This window comes from Gemella bergeri ATCC 700627 (genome assembly GCF_000469465.1).
Lineage (GTDB): Bacteria > Bacillota > Bacilli > Staphylococcales > Gemellaceae > Gemella > Gemella bergeri.
The window spans coordinates 24,098-44,622 of record NZ_KI271798.1 but is presented as its reverse complement, the minus strand read 5'-3'; the positions used below and the strand labels follow the sequence as shown (position 1 = coordinate 44,622).

24 protein-coding genes and 1 other annotated feature are annotated in these 20,525 nt (G+C 28.4%); all 24 genes read left to right on the top strand.

Annotation, left to right across the window (positions count from 1 at the left end):
- Positions 1–88 precede the first annotated feature (88 nt).
- Complete coding sequence (locus HMPREF1983_RS00775) at positions 89–853, top strand: PspC-like choline-binding domain-containing protein (protein WP_021752367.1); 765 nt, start codon at positions 89–91, stop codon at positions 851–853.
- A 166-nt stretch (positions 854–1,019) separates the two neighbouring features.
- A complete protein-coding gene (locus HMPREF1983_RS00770; RefSeq protein WP_040460736.1) occupies positions 1,020–1,298 on the top strand; it encodes a hypothetical protein in 279 nt (92 codons plus the stop codon).
- Positions 1,249–1,716 carry a prepilin-type cleavage/methylation protein gene (locus HMPREF1983_RS00765; RefSeq protein WP_021752365.1) on the top strand — a complete coding sequence of 156 codons (468 nt, stop codon included), beginning with the start codon at positions 1,249–1,251 and terminating at the stop codon, positions 1,714–1,716. Before HMPREF1983_RS00770 ends, HMPREF1983_RS00765 begins: the two co-directional genes overlap by 50 nt.
- Positions 1,706–1,987 (top strand): competence type IV pilus minor pilin ComGE, encoded by a 282-nt coding sequence (comGE, locus tag HMPREF1983_RS00760; protein WP_021752364.1) that lies wholly within the window; start codon positions 1,706–1,708, stop codon positions 1,985–1,987. The genes HMPREF1983_RS00765 and comGE overlap by 11 nt, the downstream gene beginning before the upstream one ends.
- The gene (locus HMPREF1983_RS00755; protein ID WP_021752363.1) at positions 1,980–2,483 is read left to right on the top strand and encodes a type II secretion system protein; all 504 of its coding nucleotides are present in this window, start codon (positions 1,980–1,982) and stop codon (positions 2,481–2,483) included. The genes comGE and HMPREF1983_RS00755 overlap by 8 nt, the downstream gene beginning before the upstream one ends.
- On the top strand, positions 2,440–2,655 hold the full coding sequence (locus HMPREF1983_RS00750) for a hypothetical protein (protein WP_245576411.1): 216 nt from the start codon (positions 2,440–2,442) through the stop codon (positions 2,653–2,655). Before HMPREF1983_RS00755 ends, HMPREF1983_RS00750 begins: the two co-directional genes overlap by 44 nt.
- 143 nt (positions 2,656–2,798) lie before the next feature.
- Positions 2,799–3,056, top strand: coding sequence for a hypothetical protein (locus tag HMPREF1983_RS00745; protein WP_021752361.1), 258 nt, complete (start codon positions 2,799–2,801; stop codon positions 3,054–3,056).
- Positions 3,046–3,966 (top strand): YihY/virulence factor BrkB family protein, encoded by a 921-nt coding sequence (locus tag HMPREF1983_RS00740; RefSeq protein WP_245576410.1) that lies wholly within the window; start codon positions 3,046–3,048, stop codon positions 3,964–3,966. Before HMPREF1983_RS00745 ends, HMPREF1983_RS00740 begins: the two co-directional genes overlap by 11 nt.
- Before the next feature lie 157 nt (positions 3,967–4,123).
- Entirely contained in the window at positions 4,124–5,170 is a 1,047-nt protein-coding gene (locus HMPREF1983_RS00735) for a PTS sugar transporter subunit IIC (protein ID WP_021752359.1), read from the top strand.
- Between the two features lie 283 nt (positions 5,171–5,453).
- Positions 5,454–6,386, top strand: a complete 933-nt coding sequence (locus HMPREF1983_RS00730) for a ketopantoate reductase family protein (protein ID WP_040460733.1) — start codon at positions 5,454–5,456, stop codon at positions 6,384–6,386.
- A 214-nt stretch (positions 6,387–6,600) separates the two neighbouring features.
- The gene (locus HMPREF1983_RS00725) at positions 6,601–6,960 is read left to right on the top strand and encodes an Asp23/Gls24 family envelope stress response protein (protein ID WP_021752357.1); all 360 of its coding nucleotides are present in this window, start codon (positions 6,601–6,603) and stop codon (positions 6,958–6,960) included.
- A gap of 11 nt (positions 6,961–6,971) precedes the next feature.
- Positions 6,972–8,618 carry a DAK2 domain-containing protein gene (locus HMPREF1983_RS00720; RefSeq protein WP_021752356.1) on the top strand — a complete coding sequence of 549 codons (1,647 nt, stop codon included), beginning with the start codon at positions 6,972–6,974 and terminating at the stop codon, positions 8,616–8,618.
- A 92-nt stretch (positions 8,619–8,710) separates the two neighbouring features.
- Complete coding sequence (locus HMPREF1983_RS00715; protein ID WP_021752355.1) at positions 8,711–9,244, top strand: CvpA family protein; 534 nt, start codon at positions 8,711–8,713, stop codon at positions 9,242–9,244.
- Between the two features lie 362 nt (positions 9,245–9,606).
- Positions 9,607–9,783, top strand: coding sequence for a DpnD/PcfM family protein (locus HMPREF1983_RS07635; protein ID WP_084404558.1), 177 nt, complete (start codon positions 9,607–9,609; stop codon positions 9,781–9,783).
- A gap of 14 nt (positions 9,784–9,797) precedes the next feature.
- A complete protein-coding gene (locus tag HMPREF1983_RS00710) occupies positions 9,798–12,137 on the top strand; it encodes an endonuclease MutS2 (RefSeq protein ID WP_040460732.1) in 2,340 nt (779 codons plus the stop codon).
- A 137-nt stretch (positions 12,138–12,274) separates the two neighbouring features.
- Entirely contained in the window at positions 12,275–12,964 is a 690-nt protein-coding gene (locus tag HMPREF1983_RS00705; protein WP_021752352.1) for an energy-coupling factor transporter transmembrane component T, read from the top strand.
- Positions 12,951–14,354 carry an ABC transporter ATP-binding protein gene (locus HMPREF1983_RS00700; protein WP_021752351.1) on the top strand — a complete coding sequence of 468 codons (1,404 nt, stop codon included), beginning with the start codon at positions 12,951–12,953 and terminating at the stop codon, positions 14,352–14,354. Before HMPREF1983_RS00705 ends, HMPREF1983_RS00700 begins: the two co-directional genes overlap by 14 nt.
- 12 nt (positions 14,355–14,366) lie before the next feature.
- A complete protein-coding gene (locus tag HMPREF1983_RS00695; RefSeq protein ID WP_040460730.1) occupies positions 14,367–14,951 on the top strand; it encodes an MptD family putative ECF transporter S component in 585 nt (194 codons plus the stop codon).
- Between the two features lie 46 nt (positions 14,952–14,997).
- Positions 14,998–15,194: a binding site (T-box leader), on the top strand.
- Positions 15,195–15,405: 211 nt separating this feature from the next.
- The gene (locus HMPREF1983_RS00690) at positions 15,406–16,227 is read left to right on the top strand and encodes a transporter substrate-binding domain-containing protein (protein WP_040460728.1); all 822 of its coding nucleotides are present in this window, start codon (positions 15,406–15,408) and stop codon (positions 16,225–16,227) included.
- An 18-nt stretch (positions 16,228–16,245) separates the two neighbouring features.
- Positions 16,246–16,887 carry an amino acid ABC transporter permease gene (locus tag HMPREF1983_RS00685; RefSeq protein ID WP_021752348.1) on the top strand — a complete coding sequence of 214 codons (642 nt, stop codon included), beginning with the start codon at positions 16,246–16,248 and terminating at the stop codon, positions 16,885–16,887.
- Between the two features lie 12 nt (positions 16,888–16,899).
- Positions 16,900–17,616 carry an amino acid ABC transporter ATP-binding protein gene (locus tag HMPREF1983_RS00680; protein WP_040460727.1) on the top strand — a complete coding sequence of 239 codons (717 nt, stop codon included), beginning with the start codon at positions 16,900–16,902 and terminating at the stop codon, positions 17,614–17,616.
- A 205-nt stretch (positions 17,617–17,821) separates the two neighbouring features.
- The gene (dnaX, locus tag HMPREF1983_RS00675; protein ID WP_021752346.1) at positions 17,822–19,486 is read left to right on the top strand and encodes a DNA polymerase III subunit gamma/tau; all 1,665 of its coding nucleotides are present in this window, start codon (positions 17,822–17,824) and stop codon (positions 19,484–19,486) included.
- A 104-nt stretch (positions 19,487–19,590) separates the two neighbouring features.
- The gene (locus tag HMPREF1983_RS00670) at positions 19,591–19,908 is read left to right on the top strand and encodes a YbaB/EbfC family nucleoid-associated protein (RefSeq protein ID WP_021752345.1); all 318 of its coding nucleotides are present in this window, start codon (positions 19,591–19,593) and stop codon (positions 19,906–19,908) included.
- Positions 19,909–19,912: 4 nt separating this feature from the next.
- On the top strand, positions 19,913–20,509 hold the full coding sequence (gene recR / locus HMPREF1983_RS00665) for a recombination mediator RecR (RefSeq protein ID WP_021752344.1): 597 nt from the start codon (positions 19,913–19,915) through the stop codon (positions 20,507–20,509).
- Positions 20,510–20,525 lie beyond the last annotated feature (16 nt).

Here is a 20,525-nt window from a genome sequence, read left to right as displayed (position 1 = left end):
TAGGGGGTATTTTTTATTTCACTTGATTTAGTAGGTAAAATATGATACTGTTAATGCGTATAAAATAAAATTTAAGGAGGAAATAAAAATGAAAAAAGTAGTTAAGATTACTGCAAAAGTTTTGCTAAGTACTGCATTGTTATCATCAATTATAATTCCCACATCTAACCAAGCAAGAGCTGATTGGAAACAAGATGAAAACGGTTGGTGGTATGATAGGGGAAGTGGACATTATTATAAAGATGGAGTATATGACATTGGAGGAAAAGCTTATCGTTTTGATAAAAGAGGATATATGGTAACGGGCTGGTATTATGATAATGGTGATAAGTATTATAATAGAGTAAAAGGGTGGTATTATTATGATCCTGTAAATGGGGATGAAAAATTAGGATGGCAAAAGATAGATGGAAAATGGTATTTTTTTAGTTATGGTAATGGTAATGCACTTACAGGTTTACAGTTTATAGATGATACAGAATATTATTTTGATCCTGTAAATGGGGATATGAAAACAGGGTGGATAAAGATTGAAGGGAAGTGGCGCTATTTTGATCCTGAAAGTGGAGCTCAAACAGAAAAAACTTGGAGATATATAAACGGGAAATGGTATTATTTTGACACAGTTCATCCAGTTACAGGTTTTTTTTATATAGGTGAAAAAAGATATTATTTTGACCCAGTAAACTGTGATATGAAAATAGGATGGACAAAAGTAGATGGACATCAATATTATATGGATCCTAATGATGGAGGTGCGATAGCAACTAATAAAGTTTTGCTTATGAACGGTGTTTATTATACTTTTGATTGGCTTGGCAAACTTATAAAAGTTGAGTTAGCTAATAAATAACGAAACTAATTATTTAATAAAGAATATATCCGCAAGATTTTTAATAAAATAAGAACTAGCTTTTATCTTAAAGTTAGTTCTTTTGTTGTTTTAAAATATATTCTAGTGGCATTCCTTTGTCAATACCTCTAAATATCCTAAATGCTACTATTACATCAGCGTGGATATGTTGATTGTACTATTTATAATAGCGATATTATTAATATTAATAATACCGAATATTACTAAAAATATCGACACAGCAAAAGATAAAAGCTCACAAGCATATGAAAAAACTGTTCAATCTCAGGTAACAGCATATCAAATAAATGAAAAAGATAATGATGTAACATTTGAAAAATTGGTAGAAAAACATTATTTAGATGGCCCGGTAGATAAGGCCAGCACCGCACCTAATGGTAAAAAAATTATTATTTCAAATGGAAAAGCTACATTACAAAACTAAAGAAGCATATACTTTGGTGGAGATGCTCGCTGTTTTACTAATAGTTAGTATTATAGTAATTATGTTATCTGTTATTTCAATAGGAGATTATACTAAATATAAGGAAAGGTTAGCGGTGAATGAATTAATCTCCAATATTTGTTTTATACAAACATCAAGTTTAAGAGAAGGTAATTCCCCATATATTGATTTATTTTCCGGTGATAATGAATATTTAATGTATTATGATAAACATTCAAGTTGGAAAAAATTATCTCAAAATGGAAAAATAGTTGCTAATGGTCCGACGATAAGACTTAGGTATAGAGAGGGAAACTTAATATCAAGAGCTAACACAATAGATGTAAAGTTTGAACGCAGTTTGTATCGTATTATTATTCATTTAGATAGTGGGTATGTTACGGTAGATGAACTCTAAAAATGGTTTTACATTTGTTGAACTGATTATTGCTTTAGCAATTTGCTCCATGATATTTGGTTTTCTTATACCTAATTTAGTTCATCAATATTCAACTATTGCAACGATAGAAAAACAACTTGAGATGAAGGAAATTCTTTATGAAGAAATTAGTAATCATTATAATGAAAAAAATTTCAGTGTTAGAAGAGAAAACTATGAAATAGTAGTTAATCTTGAAAAGGCGGAGATAGTGGATATAAATACTAACGAAAAGGTCAGTTATGAGTAAAAGTAAAAAAGAAGGTTTTACGTTATTAGAACTTACCATATCGTTGTTTCTTTTAATTATAGTTACACTTTTATTGATGCTTATACTTCAGACAACATTGAAAACTTCTAAAAATTTTTTAGATTTTACAAATTATGAATATGCTTTAGCACATAAAAAAATCTTTCAAATTTATAATTCCAGCGAAAAGGTTGAGAGGGAAAGTAATTACATTATAATGAAAAATAAAGAAAAAAAAGAAGAAGTAAGGTTAGTGTTTCAAGGAAATAAAATTTATATGGAAAAACAAAAAAATACAAACTCTTATGCAGGATATATCCTTCTTCTTCAAAAATTAAAAAGTTATTCAATAGAGCAAAGTGACGATAGAATAAAAATTACTATCATTGATAGAGAAAATAAAAAGAGAATACTTTACCTTATGCTAAAAAATCAAAGGGATGACAATAAAGATGAAAAAGAAGAAGATGATGAAATTGAAGAAGAAAAATTTTAAAAATGGTAGTGCAGTTATAACTTCGCTTTTAGTAATGCTTTTTGTTATTGTTGTTATGTTTAGCATAATTGGAATTTATATAAACAAGGTGTATAGTATAAAAAATCTAAATGATTATTATGACAAAAAAATAGTAGAACAGTTAACTAAAAATATTAGTAATACAGAATAATTATATGAGATGGGAAAAGTTAAATTTCTGACGTTCCCATCTTTTTACTTTCTATAACCAGTATAAATGTTGCGTTGTTTTGGTAAATAGTTTAAAATATTAGTATGAAATTTAAAAACAAATAATTTATTAAGGAGATAAAAATGAGTAAAAAAACAATATTAACTTTTGCTGTTGTAGGCTTAGGTGCGGTAGCATTATCTACATTAATTTCTAAAAAAGAAAGATTTAGTAAAGAAGAAAAAGAAACTATTGATAAATATAAAGAATATTTAGAGGAGAAAGACTACATTGTAGTTGACAAGAAAAATTATAAAAAACAAGTAGGAAATATTTTGTCATTGTCATCGTTACCTTTATATTATAAAGCTGCCAAAAAAGTGGCTAAATTTGTGTTATAAAATGTTCATACCGGAGAAAAATTATTCCTTTTATGAGGAAAATCCTAAGGGGAAGTTAACTTTTAAAAAATTTGTAAAAGAGATGTATTATAGAATAATGTATGATGAAATATCAATTCTATCATCAAATTTAAGTTATTATTTTATTCTTTCGTTGTTCCCTATGCTTTTAGTCGCATTAGCACTAACTCCATACTTCAAAATAGATCAACAATTTTTATTAGAAAAAATACAAACCTTTGCTCCCGGAGATTTAGGAAATTATTTATTTAGCATAATCAGTGAAGTATTAAATAATAAAAGTAACAACACAATTTTAACATTTGGTATTGTTTTTACTTTATGGCCTGCTTCTAACGGAATTTATGGCATTATTATAGCGTTTAATAATGCTTTCAGGGTGAGAGATGAACGTGTTTGGATTGTTACTAAAATTATTAGTATAATATTTACAATATTATTTTTAGTAGGAATGTTTTTAGTATTAACTCTTGTTGTTTTTGGAAAACAATTAACATGGTTATTATTTCATAAACTGCATTTTGATGAGGGTTTTTCTAATTTATGGACATATCTTACATACAGTTTTCCTATGCTATTTACATTTATAGTATTTGTATTTATATATATATTAGGACCTAATGTTAAGGTAAGAGTTATCAGTATATTTCCCGGAGCAATATTCTCAACTATATCATGGACATTGGTTAGTAGATTATTCGGTTATTATATTGATCATTTTTCTAGTTATATAAAAACATATGGTACTATTGGTGGATTAATGGCATTTATTCTTTGGCTTTATATAACAGGATATATATTAATACTCGGTGCAGAGATAAATGCAATATTACATAATTATAAGGTAGAACACCGAGTTTTTGAAGAAACTCACACAAAAGCTAAATAAAATATTTAAAATATAACAGTATATTTTTTAAAAATAATTATATTTTATAGTTCATATAAAAACATTTTTAAGAAAAATTAACGAAATTTTCAAAAAAATATTTACTTTTATTTTATATTATTATAGTGTAATAATAATTTAAAAAAGGAGGATGTGTATGCAAAAACAACGTGTGAAAGATTTTCTTAATATTATTTTAAATGGAACAGCACTTGGGATAGTGGTGGGTTTAATACCTAATGCGGTATTGAGTACACTGTTTAAGTATTTAGGTGCGCATTTTGCACCGAATGTATTTACAACATTAACACAAGCAATGTATTTATTCCAATTTGGTGTTCCGGTATTGGTTGGAATGATTATCGGGCAAATGCTAAACTTTAAAGCAATAGAGTCAGCAGTATTGGGCTCGACTGTTTTAGCAGCCAGCGGTTCATTAACTTTTAATGCTACGGCAAAGGCATGGACAGGTGTGCCGATGGGTGATTTATTTAATGTTATGTTAATTGCTGCGATCGGTGCATTGATTATTAAGTTAGTAAAAGATAAATTTGGTACATTAACAATTATTTTACTACCAATAGTAGGAGGATTAGTTGCTGCTTTTGGATTAGTGACATTACCATATATGAAAAATCTAACAAATTTTCTAGCAACTATTGTTTTTAAATTTACAACATTGCAACCTGTATTAATGTGTATATTGATTGCGATGGCGTTTTCATTTATGATTGTTACACCGGTTTCGACCGTTGCTATGGGAATTATTTTATTTTCTAATGAAAACTTTATCGGTGCGGGAGCGGCGACACTTGGTGTATTATCTTCGGCAGCTGTTCTTGCAATTGGGACATTTAGAGCTAAAAATAAAGGTGTCAGCCTTGCGATTATTTTAGGAGCTATAAAATTAATGATGCCGAACTGTGCAAGGAAGCCACAATTATTTTTAACTATATTGACTACTTCCGCTATTACCGGCTTGGCAGGTTATTTACTTAATATTTTAGGAAATAAAGATAGTGCCGGATTTGGTATTATCGGGTTAATTGGACCTACAAAAGCCAGTGAATTAGGGAGTACATTGTTAGGTATTATTTTAGCATTTTTTGTAATTCCGTTTACAGTAGCATTTATAGCAGATAGAATATATTCAGATGTATTAAAATTATATAAAACTGATGCGTATAAAACAGATAATTTATAATAATTCTTTACCTAAAAGTTAGAAATTCTATTAGAATTTATTTATCGGTAGCTAGGTACAGCGGCTTATTGAGTAAAAATTAACTTTAAAGAGTTTTTTAAAATTTGATGAATTGTGTGGGGGTGACTTAATAAAATTGATTTTTAATAAAATCATGATTTTTGAGTCGCTCCTCTTTTTCTAATTTTCCCATATTATTAAACGTTTGCAAAAGTTGACAAAATAGGAAGATAAAGTTAGAATTATAGAAAATAATAAATTATTAAGTAGAGGAGATATGGCTATGAAAATTTTATTTGCAGGTGCAGGAGCACTGGGAACAAGATTTGGATATATGTTGTTTAAAAATGGGGAAGATGTTACATTTATTGATTCTTGGCAAGAACATATTGATACTATTAAAAGAAATGGATTAAAAGTAATAATTGATGATAAAGAATTAGGTAACTGCAATATATCAATTTATAGACCGGAAGAAGCAAAGGGAAAATATGACGTTGTATTTGTTGCTACAAAATCTATGCAATTGAAAAGTATGTTGAATAAAGTTAAGCATTTAATACATGATGATACAAAAATAATTTGTATATTAAATGGATTAGGACATGTAGATACTTTAAAAGAGTTTGTAAAAGAAGAAAATATTCTTATCGGAGTTACTGTCTGGACGAGTGGGTTAGGAGGTCCGGGTATATTAAAAGCGTACGGAACCGGAAAAACAGAAATTAAGCAAGTGAAAGAAGATAATTTAGATAAGACATTGAAACTAATTGAAAAATTAAATAAATCCGGATTGAATATGAATTACTCGGCAGATACATATCAATCTATCTGGCATAAAGCAGGGTTGAATTGTGTTTTAAATACATATTGTACTTTAATAGATTGCAATATTAATGAATATGGCAGTTACGAAAAGCATTTAGATTTAACGAGAGCGGTGTTAAATGAGGTAACTGCAGTTGGGCGTGCGGAAGGAATAAATGTAAATCAGGAAGTTATTGAGAAAAATATAGAGAATTGTTTTGACCCTCGAACAGCCGGTCTTCATTATCCATCATTATATCAAGATATGAAAAATGGGAGATTAACTGAAATTGATTATTTAAATGGTGCAATTTCTAAACTTGGGAAAAAACATGATATTCCTACGCCGGTATGTGATGTTATAACACTTATGATTCATTCAAAAGAACATATCGGAGGAAATAAATAAGATTTCTATAAATATTAATATAAATAAGAAAATTTTATTTTATTAATCTATAAAATTTTGAATATAAAATAATTATATAAAATTGTTTTAACAAAGGGGCTAGCTAAGGTCACTGAAATAGAAATTGTCAATGTTTTACTTGTATTTTTTTTACAAAAAAGGTATAATAACTCTTATGTTTCAATTTGTCTATTTTTGATAGGAGGAAAAGAATATGTCAATAGAAATTAATAATGAATTGGGAGTTGTGTCAATTAGCGATGATGTTATTTCGTCAGTAGCAGGTGGGACAGCTGTGAGTTGTTACGGTATTATTGGTATGGCTAGTAAAAACCAAGTAAAAGATGGAATTATTGAAATTTTAAGAAAAGAAAACTATTCAAAAGGAATAGTAGTAAAAAGAGAAGATGAAAAATTAGTAATCGACTTATATATTATTGTAATGTATGGAACAAAAATTTCAGAAATAGCAAGTAATGTTCAATCATCAGTAAAATACCAAATAGAAAAAACACTAGGTGTCAAAGTAGATTCAGTAAATATCTATATTCAAGGCATTAAGGTTAATAAATAGGAGGATTAACAGTGGAAAAAATCAATGGTCTTATTTTTGCTAAAATGATTGATTTGGGTTCAAGAAATTTGGCAAAAAATGCGGAAAGAATTAATTCATTAAATGTATTTCCGGTACCGGATGGAGATACAGGAACCAATATGAATCTTTCTATGTCATCAGGAGCAAAAGAAACGGCTTCTAATGTTGTGGAAAATATTGGAGAACTTGGAAAATCTTTTTCAAAGGGCTTACTAATGGGAGCTCGTGGTAATTCCGGTGTTATTCTTTCTCAATTATTTAGAGGTATGTCACAATATATTGCAGATAAGGCTGAGATTGATGCGAAAGAATTTGCTAATGCTATTCAAAATGGGGTAAGTATTGCGTATAAAGCAATTATTAAACCGGTGGAAGGTACTATTTTAACGGTTGCACGTGAAGCGGCTGCAGCAGGAATAAAGACTGCAGAATCAACAGATTCAGTAATAGAAGTAATGGAAGCAATTTATAGAGAAGCTCAAGAATCATTAAAAAGAACACCGGAGTTATTACCGATATTAAAAGAAGTTGGTGTCGTAGACTCAGGTGGACAAGGTCTTGTTTGTGTATATCAAGGATTTGTTGCTGCTTTAAAGAATGAAGAAATTGACGGACTTGATGAAGTTGAAATAAATATTGTTGATATGCAATTTGAAGATAATCATGATATGGACTTTATGAGTCCTGAAGATATTGTATACGGTTTTTGCACAGAATTTACAGTGCGTCTTGATAAGAACAAAAAAGATTTTAACGAAGAAAAATTTAGAGAAGATATGAGTAAGTTTGGTGATTCACTACTTGTAATTTCGGATAATGAATACGTTAAAATTCATGTTCATACAGAAACCCCCGGTGATGTGTTTAATTATGGTCAACAGTATGGTGAATTAATTAAAATTAAATCAGATAATATGCGTGAGCAACATAGAGAGGTGTTAAGAAAGCAAGAAGAAAAGCAAGAAACACCTAAAGAGAGAAAAAATCAAGCGATGATTTCTGTTTCCATGGGAGCGGGATTAAGTAAAGTGTTAACTTCTATGGGTGTTGATTATATTGTAGAAGGTGGGCAAACAATGAATCCATCTACTGAAGATATTATGAGAGCCATAAAAGAAGTTAATGCGGATAATATTTATATCTTCCCCAATAATAAAAATATTCAGTTAGCTGCTAAACAAGCGGCTGAGTTGGCAGAAGAAAACGTCTTTGTAATTGAAAGTAAAACTGCTCCACAAGGTGTAGCTGCTGTAATGGCATTTAATTCGGTATTATCACCGGAGGAAAATTATGCTAATATGCAAAATGTTTTAACAACTGTTAAAACTTTAGAAGTAACTTATGCTGTTAGAGATACAAATATAGAAGGTATAGAAATTAAAAAAGGCGAATATATGGGTATTAAAAATGGTAAAATTGTTGTTTCAGATTTATCATTAAATGCAACGTTAGCAAAACTATTGGAAATGTCAGTTGATGAAGATAGTGAGATAGTAACACTATACTTAGGAGAAGAAAGTACGGAAGAATGTACAGATTTCTTAGAACAACTTCTCGAAGAAAAATATCCTGATGTTGAGATAGAATTAGTTGAATCCGGTCAACCGGTATATCCATATATTATCGGTGTTGAATAAAAATAAAAAGTAGCATATATCTAAATCAGGTTATGCTACTTTTAAAGTTCGTTGTATATAATAAAACAAAAATGGTATGAAAGGATGTTTTTATGGTTGATATAATAGTAGGGTTATTATTAGTAGCTGGACTTTATATGGGATATAAGCGTGGATTTATTGTTCAACTATTTTATTTAGGGACTATAGTAATAGGATATATTGTTTCAATGTTTTTTAGCCCCCGTTTAGCATTTTTATTTACAGATTTAATTCCGATACCAACAGATGTTACTCAAGGGTTAGAAGGTGTATATAAAGGATTAAATATACCTTCAGCATATTACAGAATAGTTTCATTTATTGTGATATTTATATTAATTAAAATAATTATACAAATATTGGCTTCTGTTTTAGGTGTAATAAGAAAATTACCTTTAATCAAAACAACAGATAGATTATTAGGAGCAGTATTGGGATTTTTAGAAATTTATTTGGTAGTTTTCTTAATATTATATCTTGTAACTGTTTTACCAAGACCGGAATGGAAAACAGCAATATTTACAAATTCAACATTACCTGAATATATATTAAAAAATACACCAATATTATCAAAAAGTTTAATTAGTTTATTCTTTAATAAATAATATTCAAACGGCAATAATCGTAAATGGTTATTGCTTTTTTTAATATAAAATATATAAAACAGTAAAAAGTATGGTATAATATTTTTATTGAATTAATTGGGGAAAATGTGATGATGAAACTTTCTAAAATACTACATTAAGATAAAGTATAGGGATAGTTGAAAATAGTTACTTGATGTTTTAATGTGCTTATAAAAAATTTGTATTAAATATTTTTTAATGAAATATATTATTTCGAAAATATTTACAGAAACTATATCTTAAAAATAATAATATTTAGATAAAAAGGTAATAACTTTAAATTTTGTGGAATAGAAATATTATAGAATTTTTTTAAAAAGGAAGGTATATAAAAATTTCAGATAAAAAATTTCAAAATAGAAATAAAAGAAGTAAGCATTAGAGAAATTAATGTGATTGCGGATAATATGGATGAAGCATTAGAATTAGTAAAAAAACAGTATAAAAATGAAAATATAGTGTTAGAAAGTGAAGATTATATCTATACAGAATTTATTGTTAATAATATGGAATGTTAAGGAGTGTGTAGTAATTGAATAAGAACACAAAGCACAAACTAAACTTAGATTTAGTAGTACAAGATATTGATAAATACTGTTATTCAGAAATGTCATTAGAAAAGATACAGCAATTAGAATATATATCAGACTATAATAAGTTAGTAGAAGTTCATCGAGAGAACGAAGAGGCATATGATTTATTACGTAAATATCCTAATGAATTTAGATTGAAAATTTATAATTATACAAATAGTATAAAAAAAGCAAAGATTGACAGTATCTTATCAGAAAAAGAATTATTTTATATATTAAGAAATATAATAGTGTATGATAGATTTACTAAACGTTTTTTATTTATCAAAGAACAAGAACATAAACAATATGATAGTTTAACGAAATACATAGAAAAAATGGATAATTTTGAAGATATTGAACGTTATTTAGATCGAATAATTGATGAAGACGGTTATATAAAACCTGATGCCTCATTGGAGTTGAAAAACATTAAAGTTAACATAACACGTTTAAAAAATAAAAGTGATCAAGTGTTGAAAAATATTATTCGCTCTAACGTAAAAAAACTTACAGAAGCTATTATAACAAAACGTAATGATAGAGATGTTATTTTAGTAAAACCGGAGCATAAAAATGACTTTGGCGGTATTATTCACGATGAATCTGCATCAGGAAATACTTTTTACGTAGAACCCCGTGAAAATGTAGAAATTAATAATGAAATAGGAATTTTGCGACGAAAAGAAAAAGAAGAGATACTACGTATTTTAAAAGAGGCAACTGAAATAATTAAATCAAGGGCAAATGAATTAACTAATTCATTATGGAATTTTTCACAAGTTGAATTTATTTTTTCAAAAATGAATTTTTGTGCTAACAAAGGATTTAACAAACAAAATATTGTAGAAAATCAAGAAATAATTTTAAAAAAAGCGTATAATCCATTAATAGACGCTAATAATGTGGTGAAAAATGATGTAATAATGGACAATAGCGGGAACTCACTAATAATTACCGGACCAAATACCGGAGGGAAAACGGTAATCTTAAAAACCGTAGGTTTATGTATTTATTTATCGCATTTAGGTTTTTATATTCCGGCTTTAGAAGAATCAACTGTTGGCTTTTTCGAACATTTATTTGTTGATATCGGAGATGAGCAATCTATCGAAAATAATTTATCAACATTTTCTTCGCATATGACTAATATTATCAGTATACTGGAAAACACAAATAGTAAAACAGTGGTACTTCTTGATGAATTATGTTCAGGGACAGACCCTAGTGAGGGTGCCGTTTTATCTATTGCATTATTAGATAAATTTAAAACATTAAGAGCAACTTTGTTATGTACGACACACTATCCGGAAATAAAAAATTATTGTTTTGAGTCAGAATACTATAAAAATTCATCTATGGAATTTGATTTTGAAAAACTAAAACCAACATATAGATTTATTATCGGGCTACCGGGGAAATCGAATGCCATTAATATTTCTGCTAAGTTAGGTTTAGATAAAAAAGTGATAGAGAAAGCGACAACTTTGTTGGAAGAAAATACAAAAGAAAATAATTTATTTATTGATAAACTTTCAGAAAATATAAGAGAATATGATTATAAGTTAGAATATATTAATAAAACTGTCAAAGAAATAGATGAAATAAAGAATACACTTAGTGAAAATTTAGAGAAATATAATGAATATAAAGAAAGTTTATACAATGAATTAAGTATAGAATTAAACAAAGAAATTGATAAGAAAAAAGAAAAGATACTTGAAATTTATAAACAATTTAAAAATAATACCGGTATAAGACAACATGAAGTAAATGATATATTGCATAGCATGGACAATTCCAAAAACAATATTAAACTTCAAAAACAATTGGTAGATAAACCGCAGTTTAATAATAGTGAAATTCAGGTAGGAGACGACGTGCTTGTTCTTGGTTATAATCAACGTGCCACTGTTCTTGGAATAAATAGTAATATCTTACAAATAAAAATGGGATCAATGAAGCTTAATATTAAGAAAAAAGAAGTTAGAAAAATTGATAGTGAACCGGAGGAAGTAACACGATATGTCAGCACAAGCAATGTTAGTTCGAAAAAAGTTGGTATAGAGATTAATGTTATTGGAAAAAATACCGAAGAAGCTATACGAGAAATTGAAGATTATATGGATAAAGTTATACTTCAAGGATATGATACTTTTACGATTATTCATGGGTTAGGATCCGGTATTCTTAGAAAAAATATTGCAGAATATTTAAAAAATAATCGATATGTAGAAAGTTTTAGAAGTGGCGGACAAAACGAAGGCGGCTTAGGTGCAACTATCGTAGACATGAAATAAATATAATATTAAAGAAAATAGTGAAATAGACAGTAAATCGTATATTTTACTATTTTCTTTAATAAATTATTGACATTGATAATGATTATTGATATTATATATTTAATTAGATTGTAGTATTAGGAAAGGAGGATGTTATGACAAAATTGAATCCATTAACGCTTGTTATTCTAAATTTAATATTTCCGGTTATTATATTTTTAGGAAAGGGTTTACTTTACGAAGGAATTTGTTTAGGACTTGCAGTATTTGTTTTGCTTATTTATCGACGCTATAAACAAGTTTTAAAATTTTTAATTGCTTATATTATATTTTCTGTATTAGCATATCTTATTGCTATTAGTAATATGGCATTACTTGCTAATTTGTTCGGAACATTGGTTTATATTTTTTTACGAATGATTCCGGTGGCAATGATTTCTTATATTTTAGTTAGTGCTGTTAAAAGTAATGAATTGTTATCAGCATTTGAACAAATTCGTCTTCCTAAAAAATTAATGTTGAGTGTTACTGTTACGCTTAGATTTTTTCCAACATATAAAACAGAAATAAAGATGATAAGGGAGTCATTAAAAATGAGAAATATTATCCTTACACCTAAAGAACCCCTAAAATATTTAGAATATTGGATAGTTCCGGTGCTAATGAGAATGAATTTGATTGCTGAGGAAATGACAGCGACAGCGATGACTAAAGGAGTCGAGTCACCGAATAAAAGAACATCATTTTATAACGTTAAAATGAGAACATTTGATTATATTTTTCTAGTCATTATTCTTTTAATATTTATATTTTTATTAGGAGGGGTGAACAGTGTTAGAATTTAATGATGTTTCATTCACTTATAAGAACTCTAAGAAAAAAGTATTGAAGAATGTAAGTTTTTTTGTTGAACAGGGTGAATGTGTTTTATTAACCGGAATATCCGGGAGTGGAAAATCGACTGTAGTTCATCTAATAAATGGGCTTATTCCAACTTTGTATGAAGGTAAAGTAACCGGTGAGATATTATTTAATAAAGAAAATATAAGTGAAAAAAAATCTTTTGATATAGCAAAAGAAATTGGTTATGTCAGCCAAGATCCTAGAGGACATTTTTTTACAACAAATACAACAAGTGAGTTGGTGTTTGCTATGGAAAATTATGGACTAACTTTGGAAAAAATGCAAGAAAGATACGAAGAAATAAAAGAATTATTAGAATTGGATAGTATACTTGATAAAAATATTTTTTATATTTCCAGTGGAGAACGCCAAAAAATTGCAATAGGTTGTAGCTTGTGCCTGGAACCTAAAATGATAATTTTGGATGAGCCATCTTCTAATTTGGATTTTTATACAACTAAGAAACTGACATCTTTGATACAAAAGTTAAAGATAGCAGGATATACGATAATTATAGCTGAACATAGAGTTCATTACTTAAAAGATTTGGTAGATAAAGTTTTGCTGGTAAATGAAGGAAAAGTATCTGAGAAAAAAATTTATGATTTAGTAAACAATAAGGAGATACCGCTTCGAAGTCTTGATGTGTTTAATTTAGAAATTTATAATAAAAAAGAAGTTATCTCATCTGAGTTGATAGCTAAGATGCAAGATATAAATTATAAAAGTATTTTAAATAATATAAACTTGGAAATATTTAAAGGAGATATTATAGGTTTAATCGGGAAAAACGGGGCAGGGAAAACGACATTACTAAGGTTGTTCACGAAGATAATAACTTCGGACAGTGGAGAAATAATAAAAGATTCTAATCCATTTCTAGTTATGCAGGATATGGATTATCAGTTTTTTACAGAATCTGTAGAAAGTGAGATAAAGTTTGGTAATGATGGAGCAGAAATACAAAGAATTGATACATTATTAAATAGTTTATCTCTTGATAAATTAAAAGAAAAAATTCCATTTGAACTTTCAGGAGGGCAAAAACAAAGATTACTTATTGCAATAGCTGCGTTGTCCAATGTTGAACTTTTAATGTTCGATGAACCGACTAGTGGTCTGGATTTTGTAAATATGAATAAGGTAAGCGAAATATTAAAGGACATATCTAAGAACAGTTCTTTAATAATTGCCACTCACGATGTCGAATTCTTGTATAGAACTTGTAATAGGGTAGTATATATTGAAGATGGGAAAATAAATAAAGATTTTTATTTAACGGAAGAAAATAAAGAAATTGTAAAAGATATATTTTTAAATATGAAAGGATAGGTGAAAATAAAAATGAAACTAAAAACAAAAGATTATATATTTTTGGGAATGACTACAGTTTTATCAATAGTTGTATATGTAATTGCAATGATGATATCTAGTATGTTTGGAGCATTTGGGCATAGCGTATCACCGGGAGTGTGGGGGCTTTTAGCCGGAACAATTTTTGTTTATCTTTGTTATAATTATAACAAATTCGGAATATTTACGATATTTATTATTATACACATGATTATCTTCTCTTTAATGGGGGGAGCTTATATTCCTTGGCTTATTTCGTCAATATCAGCTGCATTTTTAGCAGACATTATTTTAAAAGTAATGGGACATGCTAATGTAATTGCCCAATGTTTGGCGCTTAGTCTTATAAATATAGGATTTGCTTGTGGTGCATGGATTCCTATTATATTTTTTGCCGATTCATACAAAAGTGATTGGGTAAAACGAGGGCAAACAGCCGAAGCTATGGATGCAAGTATAAAATACGGTTCAGGACACTGGATGATTATAGGAGCAGTTGTTATTATAGCTTTAAGTAGTCTGGGTGTACTAATAGGACGAAAAATTTTGAAAAAATATCAAAAAAATCAAAAATAATACTTGACAATTATTTTTTTAGGGTGTAAAATGATTATCAAATAAAACAAAGCCTTGGAAAAGAATAGTAATTTAGTAAGAAATTTTTAGCGAGTTAACGTTGGTGAAAGGTTAGCAATTACTCTAAATGAACGTACTTTTTTGGTGATTATGAAAATAATTGGTTACTCTGCCTTAAGGAGTTCGAGTGGGTATATTAAATACCAAAAAAAGTGGCAACGCGGAATTTGATTCGTCTTTTTACAGTTTTTATAAATTGTAAAAAGACTTTTTTATTTAGCTTGTATACAAGTTTATATAATACCATGGATTATATAAACGGGCGATTTAATATATCAAAAAGAGTGGCACCGCGTAAATTCGTCTCTTTGTGATTAGGTAAAACTAATTGCAAAGAGATTTTTTAATTACTAATTACAACTTTTTCAAAAAAATATTTAAGGAGAATAAGATGATGAAAAAATTATTATTATTTATAACAGCACTAATGACAATAATCACGTTAACAGCGTGTTCAAAAAATAATTCAAAAACGAAAGTAACAGAAATAAAAGAAAAAGGGAAAATAGTTCTCGGTGTATCACCGGATTATCCGCCTTATGAGTTTTTAACAACAGAAAATGGGCAGAAAAAGGTTATAGGTGCGGACATCTATTTAGCACAAGAAGTTGCTAAAAAATTAGGAGTTGAAGTAGAAATTCAAGAGATGGCTTTTGATTCGTTAATTGCAGCTCTTAATGCAAATAAAGTAGATATGGTTATTTCAGGTGTTAATCCGACAGATGAAAGAAAAAAAGCGGTTGACTTTTCCGATATTTATTATACAAGTAAAAGAATATTCGTTGTAAATAAAGATAGTGAAGAAATAAAATCTAGTGATGATTTGAAAAATAAAAAAGTTGGAGTTCAAAAAGGATCAACTTATGAAACTTACGTTAAAGAACAATTAAAACTTGATGATAAAAATATTCAAGCATTAACAGATGTTCCAAGTTTATTACAAGATTTAAAAAATAAAAAAATTGATGTGGTTTTGATACCGGACGATGTAGCAAAAATTGCTATGAATAAATATAGTGATATTAAAATTAGTACATTTGCAGCGGAAAATGATCCGGAAGCAACCGGCATGGCAATAGCTTTTAAAAAAGGAAATGATAATAGTAATAAAGAATTGTTAGAACAGGTAAATGCAGTTATTAAAGAAATACAGGCTAAAAAACTATTTGAACAAGAGCTTGATAAATATGCAAAAATAGCTGCTAAAAGCGAATAGAAAGAGGTAAAAAGATAAATGTTTGATTTTCTCCCAAATTATTACACAACATATTTAGAGGCAACGGTAACGACATTAAAAGTTTCACTTATTGCATTATTAATAGGGTTGGTACTAGGAATTTTAGTTTGTTTAGCTAAAATAAGTACAATAAAGATATTAAATATTTTGGCCGGCATTTATGTAGAGGTTATTAGAAATACACCGATATTGGTGCAAATTATGATTATTTATTTTGCACTACCGGAAGTCGGAGTATCATTTACACCGTTTATGTCAGCGATTATTGCCCTATCAATTAATTCGGGAGCGTATGTTAGTGAAATATTCCGTTCAGGGATAGTTGCGATTGATAAAGGACAAATGGAAGCTGGGCGTTCTCTGGGGCTGAGTTACTTTCAAACGATGAAACTTGTTATTTTACCGCAAGCATTTAAAAATAGCTTACCGGCACTTGGGAATGAATTTATTTCTCTTGTTAAAGAATCATCAATAGTATATTTTGTTGGTGTAGCGGATATAATGTTTACGGCTAACACCGTAAAAAATGCAACTTACCAAACGTTTGGACCGTATTTAGTGGCTGCTGCAATATATTTTATAATTACTTCAGTGTTATCACTATTAGTAAAACGTCTGGAAAAAAAATTAGTAAAGTAGGTGAATAAATTGTTGTTGGAAATAAAAAACTTACATAAAAAATTTGGTAAAGATGAAGTTTTAAAAGGGATAAATATTAACGTGGAAAAAGGGGAGAAAATCGTAATATTAGGTTCAAGCGGTAGTGGGAAAAGTACGGCACTTCGTTGCATAAATTTATTAGAGAAACCTTCAGCAGGGGAAATAAAGTTTAACGGTGAAGATATTACAAAACAAAATATTAATGAATATAGAAAAAAAGTAGGAATGGTATTTCAAAACTTTAATTTATTCCCTAATATGAATGTATTGGAAAATATAATACTTGCTCCAAAAACCTTTGGTATAGATAAAAAAGAAAATCTTGAAAAAAAAGCATTGGAATTATTAAACAGGGTAGGTTTAAAAGATAAAAAAGATGCTTATCCAAATAGTTTGTCAGGTGGGCAAAAACAGCGTGTGGCGATAGCTCGTGCCTTGGCGAATTCTCCGGAGGTTTTGTTGTTTGATGAACCGACAAGTGCGTTAGATCCGGAGATGGTTAAGGAAGTTCTTGATGTTATTAAAGAATTATCTGAAGAAGGATTAACAATGGTAATTGTTACTCATGAAATGAATTTTGCAAAAGAGGTTGCAGATAAAATAATTTTTATGGATGATGGAATAGTTCTTGAAGAAGGAACACCATCAGAAATTTTTGATAATCCTAAACAAGATAGAACAAAAGAATTTTTCTCAAAAATATTATAAAATTAAGTAATGTGTAAAGTGGCTGATTTATTGTTAAAAATATTTTAATAATAAATCAGCATAATTTTATGTATAAATTTATTTTAGAAGTCTTTATATAAGTTATATGTATGGATTTTTGTTGTTGATGAAAAATATTTTATCCCTATATGTTATTATTAAATTATGATATAATAAGATAGTCAAATTAATATAGGAGGTTTATATGTTTCAGGCATTATATAGAAAGTACAGACCGCAAAACTTTGATGATATAGTCGGTCAAAATCAGATTGTTTCTGTTTTGAAAAATGCAATAGAAAAAAATCAAATTAGCCATGCCTATTTATTTTATGGACCACGTGGGACCGGCAAAACATCCATTGCTAAAATTTTTGCCAACGTTGTTAATAAAAATGATATTTATCAAAAAGAAAATGTTGATATAATTGAAATAGATGCAGCAAGTAATAATGGTGTTGATGAGATTCGTGATATAAAAGAAGCTATAAAATTTTTACCGTCAGAAGGAAAATATAAAATATATATTGTAGATGAGGTTCACATGTTAACAACGGCAGCATTTAATGCTTTGTTAAAAACACTGGAAGAACCGCCCGCACATGTTATATTTATTTTAGCAACAACAGAAATTCATAAAATACCTGCAACAATCCTCTCTCGTTGTCAACGTTTTGAGTTTAAAAATTTAACAACAAAACAGTTGAAAGATAGATTAATTCATATTGCTAATCAAGAAAATCTTGATATTGAAGATGAAGCGGTAACTAAAATTTCTAACTTAGCTAAAGGTGGTTTGCGAGATGCAATTAGTATTTTAGATCAAGTGTCTAACTATGCTGATAAAATAACATTAGAGAATATATTAGACGTAACTTCATCGCTTAGTGAAGAAACTATTCTTGAATTTTATAAATTACTTCTTAGTGGTGATGTGACAAAATCCTTATTGATGTATAATGATTTTTTAAATCAAGCTAAAGATACTAAATTAATATTAAATGATTTAATAAATATTACGAGAGATGTTATTGTATATAAGAATTTAAAAAATACTGATTACACAGGATATGCTGTTGATATAATATCAAAAGAAATTGAAACAGTTCCGTTTGATTATTTCTATAGAATAATTCAAATATTATCAGAAACTGAACAATTTATTAGATTTTCAACAGAGCACGTTAGTTATATGCAAATTTGTATTGTAAAAATTTGTTCAAAAGAAATTTTTTCAACTGATAGTAATTTTAATCCCTCTCAAAATATTTCAACTACCGAGATAACAAATTTAGAAAATAGAGTTAAACAGTTGGAAGATAAACTACTGAATATAAATTTTAATAAAACTGAAAATAATATGTTAGTAGAAGACAAGGAAATTTCACAGGAAAATATTACTTTACAAGATAACTCGCCAAAAGAAGTAGTAATAAAAGATAAGATGAAGATTAAGAAATTATTAGCTGATGCTAATGATAATTTTACCAGTTATGCAGCTAATGTATTTAATAAAATTATGGATGAAAATTTAAGTACAAATAATTTTCAAGTGGTAGAAATGCGAAAAGTATTCAAATCAAGTACACTTATTGCATCTTCCAAAACGGGAGGTCTGCTTGTGTTTAATGAAGTTGACAGTATGATCAGACTGACCCAAAGTACAAAGTATAAAAAATATTTAGAAGAGCTATTTAAACATTACATTGGAGTGGAGTATACAATATATGCTCTTCAAGCTAATCAATATCAAAGTTTAAAAAATGAGGATAATATTACAGAACAAAAGTTAGTAGAAGTCACATTAGAAAATACAGAAAAAACTTCAAAAATAGAGGAATTGTTTTCGGATATCATTATAGAAAAATAAATGTTACAGAAAATAAAATTAAATATTTTTAAAAACTGAAAAATATTGACAAGTTAGATTATTTTAAATAAAATTATATTATATTAATATTAGGAGGAAATAATATGCGTGGAATGGGAAATATGCAACAGATGATGCGTAAAATGCAAAAAATGCAAAAAGATATGTTGGCAGCCCAAGAGGGATTAAAGGAGCAAACTGTAGAAGGTACAGTATCAGGCGGAATGATAACAGTCACAGCTAACGGTGACGGTAAAATTTTGGATATAAAAATAAAAGAAGAGGTAGTGGATCCGGAAGATATTGAAATGTTGCAAGATTTAGTGTTAACAGCTGTAAATGATGCATTGGAAAAATCTACACAATTAAAAGAAGAAACGCTGGGTAAATTTACTAACGGTTTAAATATTCCGGGTTTATAGTCTAATGCAATATCCAAAACCAATATTAGACTTAATAGATAGTTATGCAATGCTACCGGGAATTGGTAGAAAAACAGCTGTAAGACTTGCTTTTCACACATTAAAAATGCATGATGATGATATAGAGAGTTTTTCAGAATCTCTTGTAAATCTAAAAAAAAATTTAACAAACTGTGAAATTTGTCATAGGCTTAGTGAAACAAAAGTGTGTGATATTTGTTGTGATAAATCAAGAGATGAATCAATAATTTGTGTAGTAGCTACAGACAATGATTTAGTGGCTATGGAAAATATGCAACAATACAAAGGATTATATCACGTTTTAGATGGTCTTATATCTCCTATGGATGGGATAGGCCCTATGGATATTAATATTAAATCGTTATTTGAAAGAGCAAAGAATCCGGCGGTAAAAGAAATAATTTTAGCGACAAACTCATCACCCGATGGGGAAGGGACAGCTAGTTTTATTTCACGTTATTTAAAAAATACAGGTATAAAAGTTACAAGAATAGCTCAAGGAATTTCCTTTGGAAGCGATATTGAGTATGTTGATGAAGTTACTTTATCAAGGGCAATTTCAGGAAGAACAGAATTATAATTTAGGAGGATATTGT

What these genes read in the sequence shown, in the direction of transcription:
- dnaX (WP_021752346.1), top strand. Translation starts at nt 17,822, where the DNA reads ATGTTTCAGGCATTATATAGAAAGTACAGACCGCAAAACTTTGATGAT.
- HMPREF1983_RS00755 (WP_021752363.1), top strand. Translation starts at nt 1,980, where the DNA reads ATGAGTAAAAGTAAAAAAGAAGGTTTTACGTTATTAGAACTTACCATA.
- HMPREF1983_RS00730 (WP_040460733.1), top strand. Translation starts at nt 5,454, where the DNA reads ATGAAAATTTTATTTGCAGGTGCAGGAGCACTGGGAACAAGATTTGGA.
- HMPREF1983_RS00705 (WP_021752352.1), top strand. Translation starts at nt 12,275, where the DNA reads ATGACAAAATTGAATCCATTAACGCTTGTTATTCTAAATTTAATATTT.
- recR (WP_021752344.1), top strand. Translation starts at nt 19,913, where the DNA reads ATGCAATATCCAAAACCAATATTAGACTTAATAGATAGTTATGCAATG.
- HMPREF1983_RS00695 (WP_040460730.1), top strand. Translation starts at nt 14,367, where the DNA reads ATGAAACTAAAAACAAAAGATTATATATTTTTGGGAATGACTACAGTT.
- HMPREF1983_RS00690 (WP_040460728.1), top strand. Translation starts at nt 15,406, where the DNA reads ATGAAAAAATTATTATTATTTATAACAGCACTAATGACAATAATCACG.
- HMPREF1983_RS00715 (WP_021752355.1), top strand. Translation starts at nt 8,711, where the DNA reads ATGGTTGATATAATAGTAGGGTTATTATTAGTAGCTGGACTTTATATG.
- HMPREF1983_RS00670 (WP_021752345.1), top strand. Translation starts at nt 19,591, where the DNA reads ATGCGTGGAATGGGAAATATGCAACAGATGATGCGTAAAATGCAAAAA.
- HMPREF1983_RS00745 (WP_021752361.1), top strand. Translation starts at nt 2,799, where the DNA reads ATGAGTAAAAAAACAATATTAACTTTTGCTGTTGTAGGCTTAGGTGCG.
- HMPREF1983_RS00775 (WP_021752367.1), top strand. Translation starts at nt 89, where the DNA reads ATGAAAAAAGTAGTTAAGATTACTGCAAAAGTTTTGCTAAGTACTGCA.
- HMPREF1983_RS00770 (WP_040460736.1), top strand. Translation starts at nt 1,020, where the DNA reads ATGTTGATTGTACTATTTATAATAGCGATATTATTAATATTAATAATA.
- HMPREF1983_RS00685 (WP_021752348.1), top strand. Translation starts at nt 16,246, where the DNA reads ATGTTTGATTTTCTCCCAAATTATTACACAACATATTTAGAGGCAACG.
- HMPREF1983_RS00750 (WP_245576411.1), top strand. Translation starts at nt 2,440, where the DNA reads ATGAAAAAGAAGAAGATGATGAAATTGAAGAAGAAAAATTTTAAAAAT.
- HMPREF1983_RS00765 (WP_021752365.1), top strand. Translation starts at nt 1,249, where the DNA reads ATGGTAAAAAAATTATTATTTCAAATGGAAAAGCTACATTACAAAACT.
- HMPREF1983_RS00735 (WP_021752359.1), top strand. Translation starts at nt 4,124, where the DNA reads ATGCAAAAACAACGTGTGAAAGATTTTCTTAATATTATTTTAAATGGA.
- comGE (WP_021752364.1), top strand. Translation starts at nt 1,706, where the DNA reads ATGAACTCTAAAAATGGTTTTACATTTGTTGAACTGATTATTGCTTTA.
- HMPREF1983_RS00725 (WP_021752357.1), top strand. Translation starts at nt 6,601, where the DNA reads ATGTCAATAGAAATTAATAATGAATTGGGAGTTGTGTCAATTAGCGAT.